This is a genomic window from Azospira inquinata (assembly GCF_018905915.1).
GTDB lineage: Bacteria > Pseudomonadota > Gammaproteobacteria > Burkholderiales > Rhodocyclaceae > Azospira > Azospira inquinata.
The window spans coordinates 1317060-1330336 of record NZ_CP064782.1; the positions used below are offsets into that span (position 1 = coordinate 1317060).

Sequence of the window (13277 nt, forward strand, 5' to 3'; positions counted from 1 at the left end):
CCGGCCCGCTCCCAGCTCGCCCCCCGGCTTCCCGGCGGGGCAGACCCGGCGCCCCTCTCCGCCCCTCTCCCGGTCCGTGGCACGCTACTCGCTTATATAGCGACATTCGAAGAACAAATTGAAAGGTAGCCCACCATGTCCCACTCTCCCTCCACCCTCCTGCCCTCCCCCGCCCTGGCTGCCGGTTGGCCCAATCCGGCGGCCTGCGATGGGGAACACGAACGTCTGGCCTGGCTGGAGCGGGCCGTGCGGGCCAACGGCATGCTGCCGGTGCCGGCGGCGGAGAGCGGCTCCGCCCGGCGAGCGGTCCAGGAAATGAATAATCTGGCGGGGGAAAGTATTGCGGAATGGGTGGAAGGGGACGTGGGCTGCGGCCTGCGCCTGACCTATCGGGGACGCCGCCTGGCAGTGGCCCTGGTGGCCCTGCGCCAGGAGCAGGACCGGATGCTGGAACGGTTCGGCGAGCACTTCGCCGACGACCTGCGCCTGCTGGACCGGGTGACGGTGCGCACCAGCGCCCGCAACCAGTTTTTCTGCCGGGTGGAACACATTGCGGAACAGGGCATTCAGGACCGGGTCACCCTGCGCCTGCCCGGAGGCCAGGCCCTGCGGGCCAGCGTTACCCGCAACAGCGCCCAATCCCTGGGCCTGACCCCGGGCCAGGAAGCGGTGGCCCTGATCAAAGCCTCCTCCATGCTCCTGGTGGGCTGCGGCGACGGAGAGGATTACAGCGACTACAACCGGCTTTGCGGCCGTATTTCCCGCCTCCAGCGGGACGCGGACATGACCGAGGTGTGCGTGGAACTGGGCGCCGGAGTCACTGCCGTGGCGGTCATGGCCAACGCCCTGGCCGCCAATCTGAGCCTGGGGGGTAATAGCACCCTGGCCTTCCGCCCCTCCGCCGTGATCCTCGGCGTGGTGGCCTGAGCCGGGCCCCACCGGACAGGCGTTCCGACGGGGAAAGCGCCTGCCCGGGGACATCCCTCCGCCCTCTGGGGCGGGCCTGTTCATTGCTTAGTCTCTAGGTAGCGGCTTTTCTTGTCGGGCTTACCACACCCTAGGTGGGGGGCGACCAGAAGGCCGGGGGCCCGCCCCAGGCGCCCTGAAATCAGGGGCGGCAAGGCGCGGGCCCCGCTTGATGTCTGCCAACGAGGCCCCACGGTGTCGGAAACTCCACACAATTCGTCCCCCAACCCACCGGACACCGGGAGTCCCCGGCCCGGTCCGGTGCCCAAGGCAAAGCGGCTACTGGTGCCGATTCCGCCCCTCCAGCTGCCCCCGCCCCTGCCCGGGGCGCTCCGGGAAATGGGGGAAGAAAAGCTGCGCTGGCGCTGCCTGACCCTGGCGGAAGAACTCCAGGCCGGGCCTCTGGCCCCCTGGCTTCCGGAAGATGCAGACGAGTTTTCCGATCTGGCCGCCGAACTGGCGGAATTGGTGGTGAGCGGTCTGGCCCCGGGCAGAAAAGCCCGGGCGGTGCTGGCCTACGCCCGCATCACCGGCCGCCACGGCCCCTTGAGTCTGAGTCCCGCCGCCCGGGCCGCCTGGTTACAGGCCTGGGCCCGACAGCTGCAACGGGCCCGCCTGCCTCACGCCACCCAGCGTCAGCTCTGGCAGTGGATGGCCCGGCTCATCGCTCCCTGGGTCCGGCACGAGGGGGATGCCCTGGTGCTGCCCTGGCCCGGCGCTCGGCCCCGGGGGCGGCCTTAGGCCTTGAGCGGCGTCACCGCCTCTGACTTCTTCCCACGGTCCTGCCAATCCACGTAGGTAGGAACCCTCACCGGGATTCACCCCCCAAGGAGCAGGTCTCGCGGAAAGGTGGGATCGGGAGGGGGAAGAGAGGACGAAGCTTCGCCATGGGCCGGGAGAGGCCCCTTTGGGGGAAAGGCTAGTCCTCATCCCCCAGCAAGGCGGGAGAAAGCGGTTCCTCTGCACGAAGGGGACCTCACCGCCGGATCAGGCCTGATCCGGGCTCCCTGCACATTGATGTTTCACCGCGGGGGCTTCCCCCCAGCGCCCCCCGGACACCCCAGGGCTCCCGCCCTAGGCATCCCGGACCCCAGGGCCTCGGAGCCCCGGTCAGCACACGGAAAAATCCACCTGCACGTCCCGGGGCGGCGCCATATAGGGGGCGGAGGACACCAGCACCTGGGCTCCGGCGGCCACATAGGCGGCCCCGTTGCCCGCGTGGATGCCTCCAGCGGCGGCCAGCCGGGGCGTCAGCCCCTCCGCCGCCAGAGCCTGACGGCAGGCGGCGATCTGCTCGGGGAAAAACTTTTCCAGCTGCAAAACATCGGCCCCGGCCCGGGCCCAGAGCAGGGCCTCGTCCTGGTTCTTCACCTCCACCACCACTTTTTTCTCCGGCTGGCGCTGTTGCAGCCGGGCGATGCATTCCCGGGGCTCTTCCGAGAGAAAGAGCCGGTGTTCGGGAAAGACCAGCAGGGTTTCGGAGAGGCCCAGGCGGTGCATGACCGCGCCCCCGGCAGCCACGGCCTTGGCCGCCAGAGCCTTGGTGCCCGGGGGATTTTTCCGGGTGCAGGCCACAGGCACGGGGGCGGCCACCCGCACCAGTTCCGCCGCCCCGGTAGCCAGGCCGCTGGCCCATTCCACCAGGATCTGGGCGGTTTTCCAGGCCAGATGCAGGGAACCGGCCGGGCCCTCGGCCCGCAGCAGCACCTGGCCCCCGGGAGCATCCAGGCCAGTGCCATGGACTAACTCCGCCTCCGCGCCGGCCAGCAGAAAGAGGCGTACCGCCTCTTCCACGCCGCACACCCGCATGGCCTGCCGGGCGGAAAACACCAGACGGCCCCGGCACCCGGCAATGCCCAGGGCCTGGGTGGTCAAATCCCCATAAGGGGCATCCTCCGCCAGGAGGGCGGTTAATTCCCCGTCCGTCAGCACACAGCGGTTATCCCCGAAGCGAGGGGGGCAATTCAGTGGGGGGAAAACAGATCTTTCAGCTTGCATAGTAGTTTGGTCGGATTAAAGCGGGGATCGGGCAACACCTCCCCGGCCACCACCTTGGCCAGGGCCCGACCGGGATCGGTTTCCCCGGTGAGCAACACCTGGGCGCCCCGCTTGGCCATGTGGCGTAAAAAGCCGTCCCCGGCGCTGGCGGCAATGACCACCCCCATCCCGTCCAGGGGATGGGGCTGGGCGTCGTCCGCGTAGTGGATGACCTGTTCTTTTTCTAGACTGAGCCGGGTCGGCCCGGGCAGGGGCTGGCCCGGCTGGCAGTCGTAAATCAGCCATTGCCGGGCTTGACCCGCATGTCCGGCAACGGTGGCGAAATCCTTGGTGGCGATGGCGATTTTCATGGTGTCGGGTTTGGGACACAGGTTGTAGTCAGTTTTTCCCGAAGCGAGTTCCGTACCCGCCCCATTTTTCCCCACGGCTTTGGCCCCAGGGCGGTCTCCGCCGCCCTGACCGCCGATCAGGCCAGCAGGGCGACGGCCTTGATCTGGGCCCAGACCCGGGCGCCGGTGCGTATGCCCAGCTGATCCCGGGAGCGGCGGGTGATCCGGGCCAGCAGGGGCGTTCCCCCCGCGTCCAGGCGCAGCAGCACGTGGGCTGGGGTGTCGGCTGCGCTTTCCGCCACCACGGTGGCGGCCAGCACATTGAGTATGGAAGTGTCCTCCGCCCGATTCAGGGTCAGGCTCACGTCCCGGGCCCGCACCTGAAAGCGCAGACGGCGGCCCAGCTTCACCCCGTCGTGGGCCACATGGACCGCGCCCCCGGGGAAGTCGATGCGCACCAGGCCGTATTCCGGGTCCAGGGCCGCCACCGTCCCTTCCACCACCACCCCGGCCTCGTCCCCCAGGGCCAGGGGCAGGTCCAGGCGGGCCAGGGTTTCCTTCAGGGGGCCGCTGGCCAGCACCTGGCCCTCGGCTAGGAGCACCAAATGGTCCGCCAGCCGGGCCACCTCATCCGGGGAATGGCTCACGTAGAGCATGGGAATATCCAGCTCGTCGTGAAGTTTTTCCAGGTAGGGCAGAATTTCCGCCTTGCGCTGGTGATCCAGGGCGGCCAGGGGCTCATCCATGAGCAACAGGCCGGGGCTGGTAAGCAGGGCCCGGGCAATGGCCACCCGCTGGCGCTCGCCCCCGGACAGGTGGTCCGGGTAGCGACCCAGGAGATGGCCGATATCCAACAGGCCCACGGCCTGATCGAAAGCTACCCGCCGATCTGCCCCGGGCACCCGGCGCTGGCCGTAAGCCAGGTTGGCCTGGACCGATAAATGGGGAAAGAGGCTGGCCTCCTGGAACACATAGCCCAGGGGACGCCGGTGGGTGGGCAGGAAATGGCGGCCTTCCTGCCAGACCTGGCCGTTCACCGCCAGATAGCCCCCCGGGTGCCGCTCCAGCCCGGCAATGGCCCGCAGCAGGCTGGTCTTGCCACAGCCGGACTGGCCAAACAGGGCGGTAACGCCCCGGCCGGGCAGGGTCAAATCCACATCCAGGGAAAAATCCCCGTAGCGGATGGCGAAGCGGGCCACCAGGCCCTCCCCCGCCTCTGTGGAGGCCACCGTGCCGCTCCGGGCTTCCCGGCTCAGAGCGGCTTCCAGGTTAGCGCCCATGGCGCACCCCCGGTTTGAAAACGTACATCACCAGCAACACCAGGAAGGAAAACACCAGCATGCCTCCCGCCAGCCAGTGGGCCTGGGTGTATTCCAGGGCTTCCACATGGTCGTAAATTTGCACCGACACTACCCGAGTTTCCCCCGGGATATTGCCGCCGATCATCAGCACTACGCCGAATTCCCCCACCGTATGGGCGAATCCCAGAATGGCGCCGGAAAGAAAGCCAGGCACTGCCAGGGGCAGGGCCACGGTACAGAACCGGTCCCAGGGGGAAGCCCGCAGGGTCGCCGCCACTTCCAGGGGACGGTCTCCCATGGCCTCAAAGGCGTTCTGCACGGGCTGGACCACGAAGGGCAGGGAATAGATCACCGAGCCCACCACCAGGCCGGTGAAAGTAAAGGGTAAGGTGCCCAGGCCCAGGGCCTGGGTGAAGTGGCCCACGGGGCCGTTGGGGCCCATGACCACCAGCAGATAGAAGCCCAGTACCGTGGGGGGCAGCACCAGGGGCAGAGCCACCAGGGCGCCCACCGGGCCTTTCCAGGCGGAGCGGGTACGGGCCAGCCACCAGGCAATGGGGGTACCCACCAGCATCAGCAGCAGGGTCACCAGGGTCGCCAGGGCCAGGGTCAGGCGTATGGCCCCCCAGTCGTCAGGGCTGAACATAACAAAATCCGCAGAAAAAAATGGGGGCCGGGCCCCCAGGCGCCAGCCCGGCGAACCTTCCGAAAAAGGTCCGCCGACAGACGGGCTTACAGGTCGTAGCCGTAGGATTTGATGATGGCCTTGGCCTTGGCGCCCTTGAGGTATTTCATCAGGGCTTCGGCGGCCGGTTTGCCCTTGCCCTTGGTGAGCACCACCCCGTCCTGACGGATGGGGTTATAGAGCTTGGGGGGCACAATCCAGGCGGAACCGGACTTCAGGCGACCGTTTTCCCAAACCTGGGAGAGGGCGACAAAACCCAGCAGGGCATTGCCCGTGGCGACAAACTGGTAGGCCTGGGAAATGTTGCCCGCCTGGACGATCTTGCTTTGCAGGCTGTCGTAGATGCCCAGGGATTTCATGGTTTCCACGGAGGCCAGGCCGTAGGGGGCCAGCTTGGGATTGGCGATGGACAGGTGGTCAAACCCGCCCCGCTTCAGCACTTCCCCCTTGCCATCCACCAGGGCGGATTTGGCGCTCCACAGCACCAGTTTGCCGATGGCGTAGGTGAAGCGGCTGCCCGGCTCAATGCCCCCTTCCTTTTCCAGCTTCATGGGGGTTTCGTCGTCGGCAGCCAGGAACACTTCAAAAGGCGCTCCGTTCTTGATCTGGGCATAGAACTGGCCGGTGGCGCCGAAGGACAGCACCGCTTTGTGGCCCGTGTCCTTTTCGAACTGGGCGGCAATTTTCTGCATGGGGGCGGTGAAATTGGCGGCCACCGCCACCGCTACCTCATCGGCCCGGGCCAGGGCGGAGAGGGAAGAAATACCGGCGGCCAAACAGAGGCCGACCAGCCAGGAACGGGAAAAGCGTTTGGGCATTACACACTCCTCGTAAAAGATAAAAAATCAGGCGTAAACCGCCAGAATCACGCTGGAGGCCTTGAACACGGCGCAGGCCTTGACGCCCGGCGCCAGGCCCAGGTTTTCAATACTGTTTTTGGTCACCACGGCGGTGACGCTCTTGCCCCCGGAGAGGGCCAGGGTGACCTCGCTATTCACCGGGCCGTCGTGGATTTGCACCACCTCGCCCCACAGCTGGTTGCGGGCGGTGATTTTCAGGGCCGGGTCGGTAATCAGTACCGGGGAGGAGGCTTTGACGAAGGCGAAGACTTCCTTGCCGATGGCCAGTTCCAGGGTTTCCGCCGATTCCCGGGTAATGACGGCCACCACCTCATGGTCCGCCTCCAGGCGAATGCGCACCTCGAAATCCACATCCCCTTCCCGCAGGCCGACGATTTTCCCGACGAACTGGTTGCGGGCACTGGTTTTCATGGACAGGCGCCGCATCATGGACTGGAACTTGCGCATGTCCCCGCTCTGCACCTCGTCCATACGCTCCGTCAGCCGGTCCAGGGCATCCTGGTATTCCTGCTCCATGGCCCGGAACAGGCCGATGATCTTGCGACCGTAGTCGGTGAGCACCGTACCGCCCCCGTGTTTGCCACCGGTGGTACGCACCACCAGGGGCTCTTCCGCCAGATTGTTCATGGCATCCAGGGCGTCCCAAGCCGCTTTATAGGACAAGGGAACCGCCTTGGCCGCCTGGGAAATGGAACCGTGGCGGTCGATGGCTTCCAGGAGGCGGATGCGGGTATCCCCAAGGAAGGGGCCGAATTCGGTTTCCAGGGCCAGCTTGCCCACCAGTTTGGCGTTGCTCTGGGGCATGGCAGATTCCTTACAGAATATGTAATGAGTTATACAACGGTACAGCAGGAGCAAATAGCCTGCCATAATCATTTTGAACTATTGTCGTCGCTATGGTTGTGACTTAGCAGCGCTTTTTCCTAGAATGGTTTCAGTCAGGCAGCAGTTCATTATCTACTTTGGTGCATAGCGCACCAGCTTGTGGCATTGCCCAGGAGAACCGACATGAAAGCCAGCGCCCGTAACCTGTTCAGCGGAAAAGTCACCGCCATCCGTCCCGGAGCCATTAACGCGGAAGTGGAACTGACCACCGCCGGGGGGGACAAAATCACCGCCATCGTCACCCAGACCAGTGTCCAGACCCTGGAACTGGCGGTGGGCAAGGAAGCCATCGCCCTGATCAAGGCCCCCTGGGTGATGCTCCTCACGGAGGACGGGGATATCAAGCTGTCCGCCCGCAACCGGGCTTCCGGCAAGGTGAGCAAGCTGGTCAAGGGGGCGGTGAATACGGAAGTGGCCGTAACCCTGGCCGGAGGCAGCACGGTGTACGCCATTATCACCAACGACGCGGTGCTGGAGCTGGGCCTGGCCGAAGGCCGGGATGCCACGGTGCTGTTCAAGGCCAGCCACGTCATCCTGGGCGTCCCCGCCTGATTCGCCCCAGCCCCATTCCCCCAGCCCCGCCCAGCGGGGCTTTTTTATGGGGGATGTAGGAGAAAAGCCGGAGTTGGAATCCCTCGGCCCGAAAAGGCCCTTCCGGGTGGCTTGCCCCTCCCGGCCTCAGCCGGGCAAGGCCCGCCCCCCGGGCAGGGTGCGGAAATGGACCAGGGGCGCCCCATCTTCACTGCCAAAGCATTCCCCGTAACTGGCACAGACGCCGCAGGAGGGGGCGCGGCAGGCCCGCACCTGGGCCCGGTCGCAGAGTTGCTTGTAGAAAAACTTTTTCCAGCGCATGGCCGGCCGGTTGGCCCGCACCAGGGAAGGGAAATGGTCCGCCATGAGCCTGCCCAGCACGTCCCGGCTGGGCAGGCCCAGATCCTGCCAGAGATGGTTCTGGCCCATGGAGCCCAGGGCCAGGGCCGCCGCCAGACGGCGCCGATCCGGGTCTAGGGGCCCGGGGGGGGGCGCCGCCTCCAGCAGGAGGGCCAGAATGTCCTCGTATTCATCGTCCCGCTCCCGGGGCAGGGCCGCCAGACGGGCGTGATCCATCAAAGACAGATAGCTTCGGGCATCCATCACATTCTCCTTCGCCTCCCCGGCCGCCTCCGGCCCGCCGCCCGACCAAGGGCGGCTACCGCCTCACACCGTGGCCGGGGTGTGGCTGATGCACTTCTTGGAACAGTTCCGGGCACAGGCTTCGCAGCCCACGCAGTTTTCCGGATGGACCACGGTCATCACCTTCTTTTCGTAGTCATCATCATCCCCGTCCTCCAGGGCCACCAGTTCCCCTTCGTCATCCACGGCCATGAGGGACAGTACATCCCGGCCGCAGGTCTTGAAACAACGGCCACAGCCGATGCATTTTTCCTGGTCGATCCCGGCCACGAAGTTGGGGGTCCATTCCACGCCGGAGGGCAGGGTTACGCTGAAATTGGCCATCTTGAGTTCCTTTATTTCCTTTGGGTTGTAATGGGGCCGCCCTAGCGGGGCAGGCCCTTGCTCAGGGTGTAATGCCGATATTCCGGCGCACAGGCACAGGCTGCCCCGTGTTCCCGGGTGCAGACCAGCCATTGGCCGCCCAAACGCCAGGCCATGCGGGACTGGCCGTAGCTGCGGGCTTCCTCGAACAGTTCGCCGTCTTCCTCGTCCAAGCCCTGGGGCGCCCGGCATTCGTAGACCTGGTGGTAGAAGCAGGCTTCCCCCCAGCGGTCATAGCCCCAGACCCGGGCGCCTCCCGCCGCCCGGTCCCGGGCCAGGGCAAAGCGCACCGGCACGGCCACCCGGCGGGCGTAATCCGTGGGCAGGAAGCGGCGCCATTCCCGGCGCCAAGCCACCTCGTTCCAGTTCAATTCGGGCAGATGTTCCATGGGGCTTGAGGCAGACGGGCATCCGGACCTATTCCAGGGCGGCCAGCTGCTTCCGCGCCTCGGTCAGGGCGGCGTAGATATCGTGGGTTTTCTGGGCTGTTTCCATGATCTTTTCCCAGTTCATGGGCAGCTCTTCCGAAAGATCGTGGAGATTCATCTTCCAGTTGGTGGCCTGGACCGAGAGTTTCTTTACCCGGGCCTTCAGTTCTTCCGCACTTTCACTCATGGTGTGCTGTTCCTTCCTTGTTTCCTGCGCCTTAGCCGTAATTCACCACGGCGCTGAACTGGCCGATCATGGTGGCGGCCTCATTGACGATCTTGTCCCCCACGGCAGCCATGGCTTCCAGGGAGTCGAAACCGAAGCGGTGCACGTCCCGGTGGTATTTGTTGAAGACTATGAGGCGGCCGGCGATGAGCACCACCCGACCGAAGCCTTCGTGGCTCATCTTGATCATGGGGCCGCACATGGCCCCGGTACGCCGCTCAATGGCCAGCCCGGCGGCGTTGTAGAACAGTTCCAAGCGCCAGAGCAGGTCCGGGTCCGGATCGTCGATGATGGGGATGGCCTTGCGGGCTTCCTTATCCACCACATAGGGGCCCAGCACCTCCTCATCCGTTTTGCCGTCCCAGTGGCCGTAGCTGTCCTGGGAACGGAGCTGCTTGAGGAGCTCGGAGAGAAAGGGGGAATCGTTAATTACGGAGCTGGCGACTTCAGGCATGGGGGGCTTCCTCTTCTTCCAGAAAGGCGTCGAAATTGCGTTCCTGGCCCTTCATCAGGGCCTTGCGCAACCAGGGGGGCGGGGTGCCCCGGAGCACGCCCTGGAGCTTGCCGATAATTTCCGCAATGCTTTCCGGGCTGGGCACTTTCACCGGATGGATTTTCATATTCACCACCCGGGCCGCCGCCGAACCGCCAATGGCCGCCACATAGACGATGGCGCAGTCCTTGATGGCGTTGAGCTTGGCGGAGAGTTTGTCCTCCGAGCCGTCTTCTTTCAGGTCCCCTTCAAACTGGACCACCTCCACCAGCCGGGCGTCCTCCGGGGTGATGTCGTAGACAGCGATGTGGCGGGCCCAGCCGAAGTGGGCATCCACCGTCTTCAGGTCCTCGCTGGCAAAGGCCACTTTCAATGGGTTGCTCATACCGCGCCCCTCCTTGGGTTGATCAATGACAAGAGACAGCCGCCGGCATTTCGGGCCGGACCCCGGCGGCGGGTTGGGAGTGCTCTGGCGTGTGTTCATGCTGGTTTTCGATAAAGACATTGCCCACCTCGAAGATCAGATCCCGGGTTCCCCGGTAGCCCACGCTCACCCGATGGGCGGCGCCGAGGCGGTCGAAAGTCGGCAGACCACACCGCCAGAAAGGAATACCCAGGCGGGCGGCCGCCTGGCGCCCATGGGAATGGGTCACCAGCAGGTCCGCTCCTTGGGCCCCCTGTTCAAAGTCCTCCAGATCGCCGATGAGCACCTCCTCCGCCGGCAGCCGTTCCAGCACCGGGCTGTCGGTGGTGGTCACGGCCACCTGAATTTCCGCCCCCATGTCCGTGAACCAGGCACAGAGGGCGTAGAGCAGATCCGGCTCGGCGGCTACCGCCACCTTCTTTTTGCCGAAATGGAAATGGCCGTCCAGCATGGCGTCCAGCAGCTGACTGCGCTGGCGGCGATATTTGGCGGGCACCTCGTTTTCCGAGAGGCGAGCCAGGAGGGCAAGAAAGTCGTCACAGGGCTTGAGCCCGGTGAGCCGGTCGAAGACCTTGTAAGGCACCCCGGCGATTTCCTTAAGCTTGGCCGCTGCCCCTTCCATCTGGGTCCCCAGGGCGATGGTCAGGGCCGATTCCCCCATGGCCTTGACGTCTGCCAGACGGGTGCCCCCCAGGGTGGTGGGGAGAAAGGTCTCGGGCATGTGGCCGTCCAAGGAGCCGGACAGGTCGGGGAGAATCAGGGGGGTGAGGCCGAAGGCTTCCACCGTTTCCCGAACTTCTTCAATGTCCCCCGGGGTGAGATGGCAACCGGGCAGAATATTCACCTGCCAGGGCCGCCGCACCCCGGAGGGCCGGGCGATTTTGGCCACCATACGGGTCACGGCCTTGGCCCAGCCGTCTTGGAAGGCTCCGGCAAAATCCGGGGTGGAGACAAACACCACCTCCATATCCGCCAGTTCCGGATGCCGTTCCCGGATCAGGGCCAGAAAGCCTTCCACATCGTCCCCCTTGGCTTCCGTAATGCCAGTGGACACCAGGCCCACCAGGGCCGGATGGGATTTTTTGTGGATGGTGAGCAGGGCCTGCTCCACGTTTTCCAGGCCCCCCAGCACCGTGGTCACCTCGTTCATGGCCGTGGTTTGCAGGGGAATGGTTTCCCGGAAGTGTTTGACGAACAACACCAGGCCGAAGGCAGTGCAGCCCTGGGAGCCGTGCATCAGGGGCAGGCAGGCGTCCATGCCGAGAAAGGCCAGGGCGGCGCCGATGGGCTGGCTCATTTTCAGAGGATTGACCGCACAGGCCTTTTTATTGCTCTTAATGTCAGTCATGGGCGAGCTCCGAAGCGGGGGCAAACCGAGGAAGGGAAAGGGCCAGGGCGCTCATAGGGCCTCCTCTTCCCAGCCCCAGTCCGGCTTTTCCCAGGGGGCGGGTTCCCGCACCTGGGCCCAGATGGGGTTGTAGAGGGCTTTGTCGATTTCCTCCACCAGGGCCACGATGCCCTCGTAGCCCGCCAAGGCGTGGTGGCGCTCCTGGTTGATTTCCACCCAGGGAGTCTTGGCCTTCAGGGCCACGAACTGGGAGCGGCCGCCGGACAGCATGATGTCCGCCTTGGCGTCCTTGAGCTGCTGGTACATTTCCCGGGGGGGCAGGGAATCGAACATGTGGGCGTCCGTGCCCATGATTTCTTTCACCTTTTCCCGGTCGTTCATGGTGGTTTTGCGCATGGAAGTGCCGACGATTTCCATGCCCACTTCCTGAAGGGCGGAGACCACGGACCAGGATTTCACGCCGCCGGTGAAGAGCAGTACCCGTTTCCCCTTGAGCCGGGGTTTGTAGCTTTCCAAACGGGCCCAGGCCTTGGCCTCTTCCCGGGCAATGAGGGCTTCAGCCCGATCCAACAAATCCGCCGGGGCGCCCCGCTGCACCAGCAGGGCACTGATCTTGCGCAGGCAGTCGCTCATGTCGGAAATGCCGTAGAAGCTCCCTTCAAAATAGGGAATGCCGTAGCGTTCTTCCATTTTCCGGGCCACGTTGATGAGGGCCTGGGAGCACAGCATGATGGCGGCCCGGGCCCGGTGGGCACAGGCAATGTCGTTGTAGCGGCCATCCCCGGAAATGGTGGCGAGAATGCGGATGCCCAGCTCATCGAAAAGGGGCTTGATCTGCCACAGTTCCCCCACCACGTTGTATTCCCCGATCAAGTTAATGTCGTAGGGGGTGGTGGATTCGGGTTCCCGGGTGCCGATGACGTAATCCAGCAGGGCTTCGCCGCCCAGCTTGTTGCCCAGGTTCTTGCTGCCCACAAACCCGGGGGCATTGACCGGCACCACGGGCTTACCGAATTTGGCGGCGGCCGCCTTGCACACCGCCTCGATGTCGTCCCCGATCATGGCGGGCAGACAGGTCTGGTAGACGAATACGGCGGGAGGATCGTATTTGTCGATGATTTCCTTGATGGCGCGGAACAGCTTTTTCTCCCCCCCGTACACCACGTCCATTTCGTTCATGTCCGTCGTGAAGCCGGTACGGTAAATCTGGGGGCCGGAGGAGAAAGTATGGCGGGAATCCCAGGAGTTGCCTTCGCAGGCAATGGGGCCATGGACCAGATGGGCCACGTCCGCAATGGGCTGGAGGGCGATTTTGGCCCCGTCGAAGGCGCAGCCCCCGGCCGCTGCCCCCGGGGTCAGCACCTTGCGGCACCCGGCCTTGCGCTCCTTGTCCCCCTTGGCCTGATTCTTGGCACACCCGGGTTCTTCCAGGACACTGGCGACCCGCTGTTTCAACGCGCTCATGTCATCTCTCCTACATCTTTTTTTGTCACCCCTCTAAAAGCAGGTTTGGTGCCACGCGGCCCCGGTTTTTCCAAGGGGCTGATAACACGGTGGTTTCCATAAAATCTCAGGAGCTACCGGGCCCGATCAATGTCAGGGAGGCGACACATCCAGGGGGGCTTTGTCACAGGGGGGAAGGGCGGAGCGGAGTAAGGCTCGGGCGGCCCGGAAACCCGGGCCGCCGGCCTTTTCTTATGGATAGAGAAAGGGAGTTTCTCTATTGGGGGGAGTGCGTAGGCTGGGAGAGAGTCACCCACACACCGGTGCGACACTGGTACAGGGGGCCTGACGGGCA

At 64.8% G+C, this 13277-nt stretch carries 17 protein-coding genes; 3 read left to right on the forward strand and 14 right to left on the reverse strand.

Annotated features, from left to right (window positions below):
* Positions 1 to 135 precede the first annotated feature (135 nt).
* Entirely contained in the window at positions 136 to 927 is a 792-nt protein-coding gene (locus tag Azoinq_RS05965) for a TOBE domain-containing protein (protein WP_216131050.1), read from the forward strand.
* Positions 928 to 1251: 324 nt separating this feature from the next.
* Positions 1252 to 1707 carry a globin family protein gene (locus Azoinq_RS05970; protein ID WP_216131047.1) on the forward strand — a complete coding sequence of 152 codons (456 nt, stop codon included), beginning with the start codon at positions 1252 to 1254 and terminating at the stop codon, positions 1705 to 1707.
* A 369-nt stretch (positions 1708 to 2076) separates the two neighbouring features.
* On the opposite strand, the gene modD is transcribed toward Azoinq_RS05970, so the two are convergent.
* From modD to Azoinq_RS06000, 6 genes are all read right to left on the reverse strand, one after another.
* Positions 2077 to 2898, reverse strand: coding sequence for a ModD protein (modD, locus tag Azoinq_RS05975; RefSeq protein WP_232368572.1), 822 nt, complete (start codon positions 2896 to 2898; stop codon positions 2077 to 2079).
* 32 nt (positions 2899 to 2930) lie between these two features.
* A complete protein-coding gene (locus Azoinq_RS05980) occupies positions 2931 to 3314 on the reverse strand; it encodes a NifB/NifX family molybdenum-iron cluster-binding protein (RefSeq protein WP_216131041.1) in 384 nt (127 codons plus the stop codon).
* 116 nt (positions 3315 to 3430) lie between these two features.
* The gene (gene modC / locus Azoinq_RS05985) at positions 3431 to 4573 is read right to left on the reverse strand and encodes a molybdenum ABC transporter ATP-binding protein (RefSeq protein ID WP_216131038.1); all 1143 of its coding nucleotides are present in this window, start codon (positions 4571 to 4573) and stop codon (positions 3431 to 3433) included.
* A complete protein-coding gene (gene modB, locus Azoinq_RS05990) occupies positions 4563 to 5240 on the reverse strand; it encodes a molybdate ABC transporter permease subunit (protein WP_216131036.1) in 678 nt (225 codons plus the stop codon). The genes modC and modB overlap by 11 nt, the downstream gene beginning before the upstream one ends.
* Positions 5241 to 5326: 86 nt before the next feature.
* Positions 5327 to 6097, reverse strand: coding sequence for a molybdate ABC transporter substrate-binding protein (gene modA / locus Azoinq_RS05995; protein WP_216131033.1), 771 nt, complete (start codon positions 6095 to 6097; stop codon positions 5327 to 5329).
* Between the two features lie 27 nt (positions 6098 to 6124).
* Positions 6125 to 6943, reverse strand: a complete 819-nt coding sequence (locus Azoinq_RS06000) for a TOBE domain-containing protein (RefSeq protein WP_216131030.1) — start codon at positions 6941 to 6943, stop codon at positions 6125 to 6127.
* A gap of 204 nt (positions 6944 to 7147) precedes the next feature.
* On the opposite strand from Azoinq_RS06000, the gene Azoinq_RS06005 reads away from it, so the two are divergent.
* The gene (locus tag Azoinq_RS06005; RefSeq protein ID WP_216131027.1) at positions 7148 to 7576 is read left to right on the forward strand and encodes a TOBE domain-containing protein; all 429 of its coding nucleotides are present in this window, start codon (positions 7148 to 7150) and stop codon (positions 7574 to 7576) included.
* Positions 7577 to 7702: 126 nt separating this feature from the next.
* Here Azoinq_RS06005 and Azoinq_RS06010 read toward each other — a convergent pair whose 3' ends face one another.
* From Azoinq_RS06010 to nifE, 8 genes are all read right to left on the reverse strand, one after another.
* Positions 7703 to 8158 (reverse strand): nitrogen fixation protein NifQ, encoded by a 456-nt coding sequence (locus tag Azoinq_RS06010; protein ID WP_216131024.1) that lies wholly within the window; start codon positions 8156 to 8158, stop codon positions 7703 to 7705.
* A 63-nt stretch (positions 8159 to 8221) separates the two neighbouring features.
* Positions 8222 to 8521 carry a ferredoxin III, nif-specific gene (gene fdxB, locus Azoinq_RS06015; RefSeq protein ID WP_216131021.1) on the reverse strand — a complete coding sequence of 100 codons (300 nt, stop codon included), beginning with the start codon at positions 8519 to 8521 and terminating at the stop codon, positions 8222 to 8224.
* A 41-nt stretch (positions 8522 to 8562) separates the two neighbouring features.
* Positions 8563 to 8949 (reverse strand): hypothetical protein, encoded by a 387-nt coding sequence (locus Azoinq_RS06020; RefSeq protein WP_216131018.1) that lies wholly within the window; start codon positions 8947 to 8949, stop codon positions 8563 to 8565.
* Between the two features lie 28 nt (positions 8950 to 8977).
* Entirely contained in the window at positions 8978 to 9175 is a 198-nt protein-coding gene (locus Azoinq_RS06025) for a CCE_0567 family metalloprotein (RefSeq protein WP_216131015.1), read from the reverse strand.
* A 31-nt stretch (positions 9176 to 9206) separates the two neighbouring features.
* Positions 9207 to 9668, reverse strand: a complete 462-nt coding sequence (locus Azoinq_RS06030; RefSeq protein ID WP_216131012.1) for a NifX-associated nitrogen fixation protein — start codon at positions 9666 to 9668, stop codon at positions 9207 to 9209.
* A complete protein-coding gene (gene nifX / locus Azoinq_RS06035; protein ID WP_216131010.1) occupies positions 9661 to 10092 on the reverse strand; it encodes a nitrogen fixation protein NifX in 432 nt (143 codons plus the stop codon). Before nifX ends, Azoinq_RS06030 begins: the two co-directional genes overlap by 8 nt.
* A 22-nt stretch (positions 10093 to 10114) precedes the next feature.
* Positions 10115 to 11479: a nitrogenase iron-molybdenum cofactor biosynthesis protein NifN gene (nifN, locus tag Azoinq_RS06040; protein WP_216131007.1), complete on the reverse strand. Its 1365-nt coding sequence runs from the start codon at positions 11477 to 11479 to the stop codon at positions 10115 to 10117.
* A gap of 51 nt (positions 11480 to 11530) precedes the next feature.
* The gene (nifE, locus tag Azoinq_RS06045) at positions 11531 to 12943 is read right to left on the reverse strand and encodes a nitrogenase iron-molybdenum cofactor biosynthesis protein NifE (RefSeq protein ID WP_216131004.1); all 1413 of its coding nucleotides are present in this window, start codon (positions 12941 to 12943) and stop codon (positions 11531 to 11533) included.
* Positions 12944 to 13277: the final 334 nt, after the last annotated feature.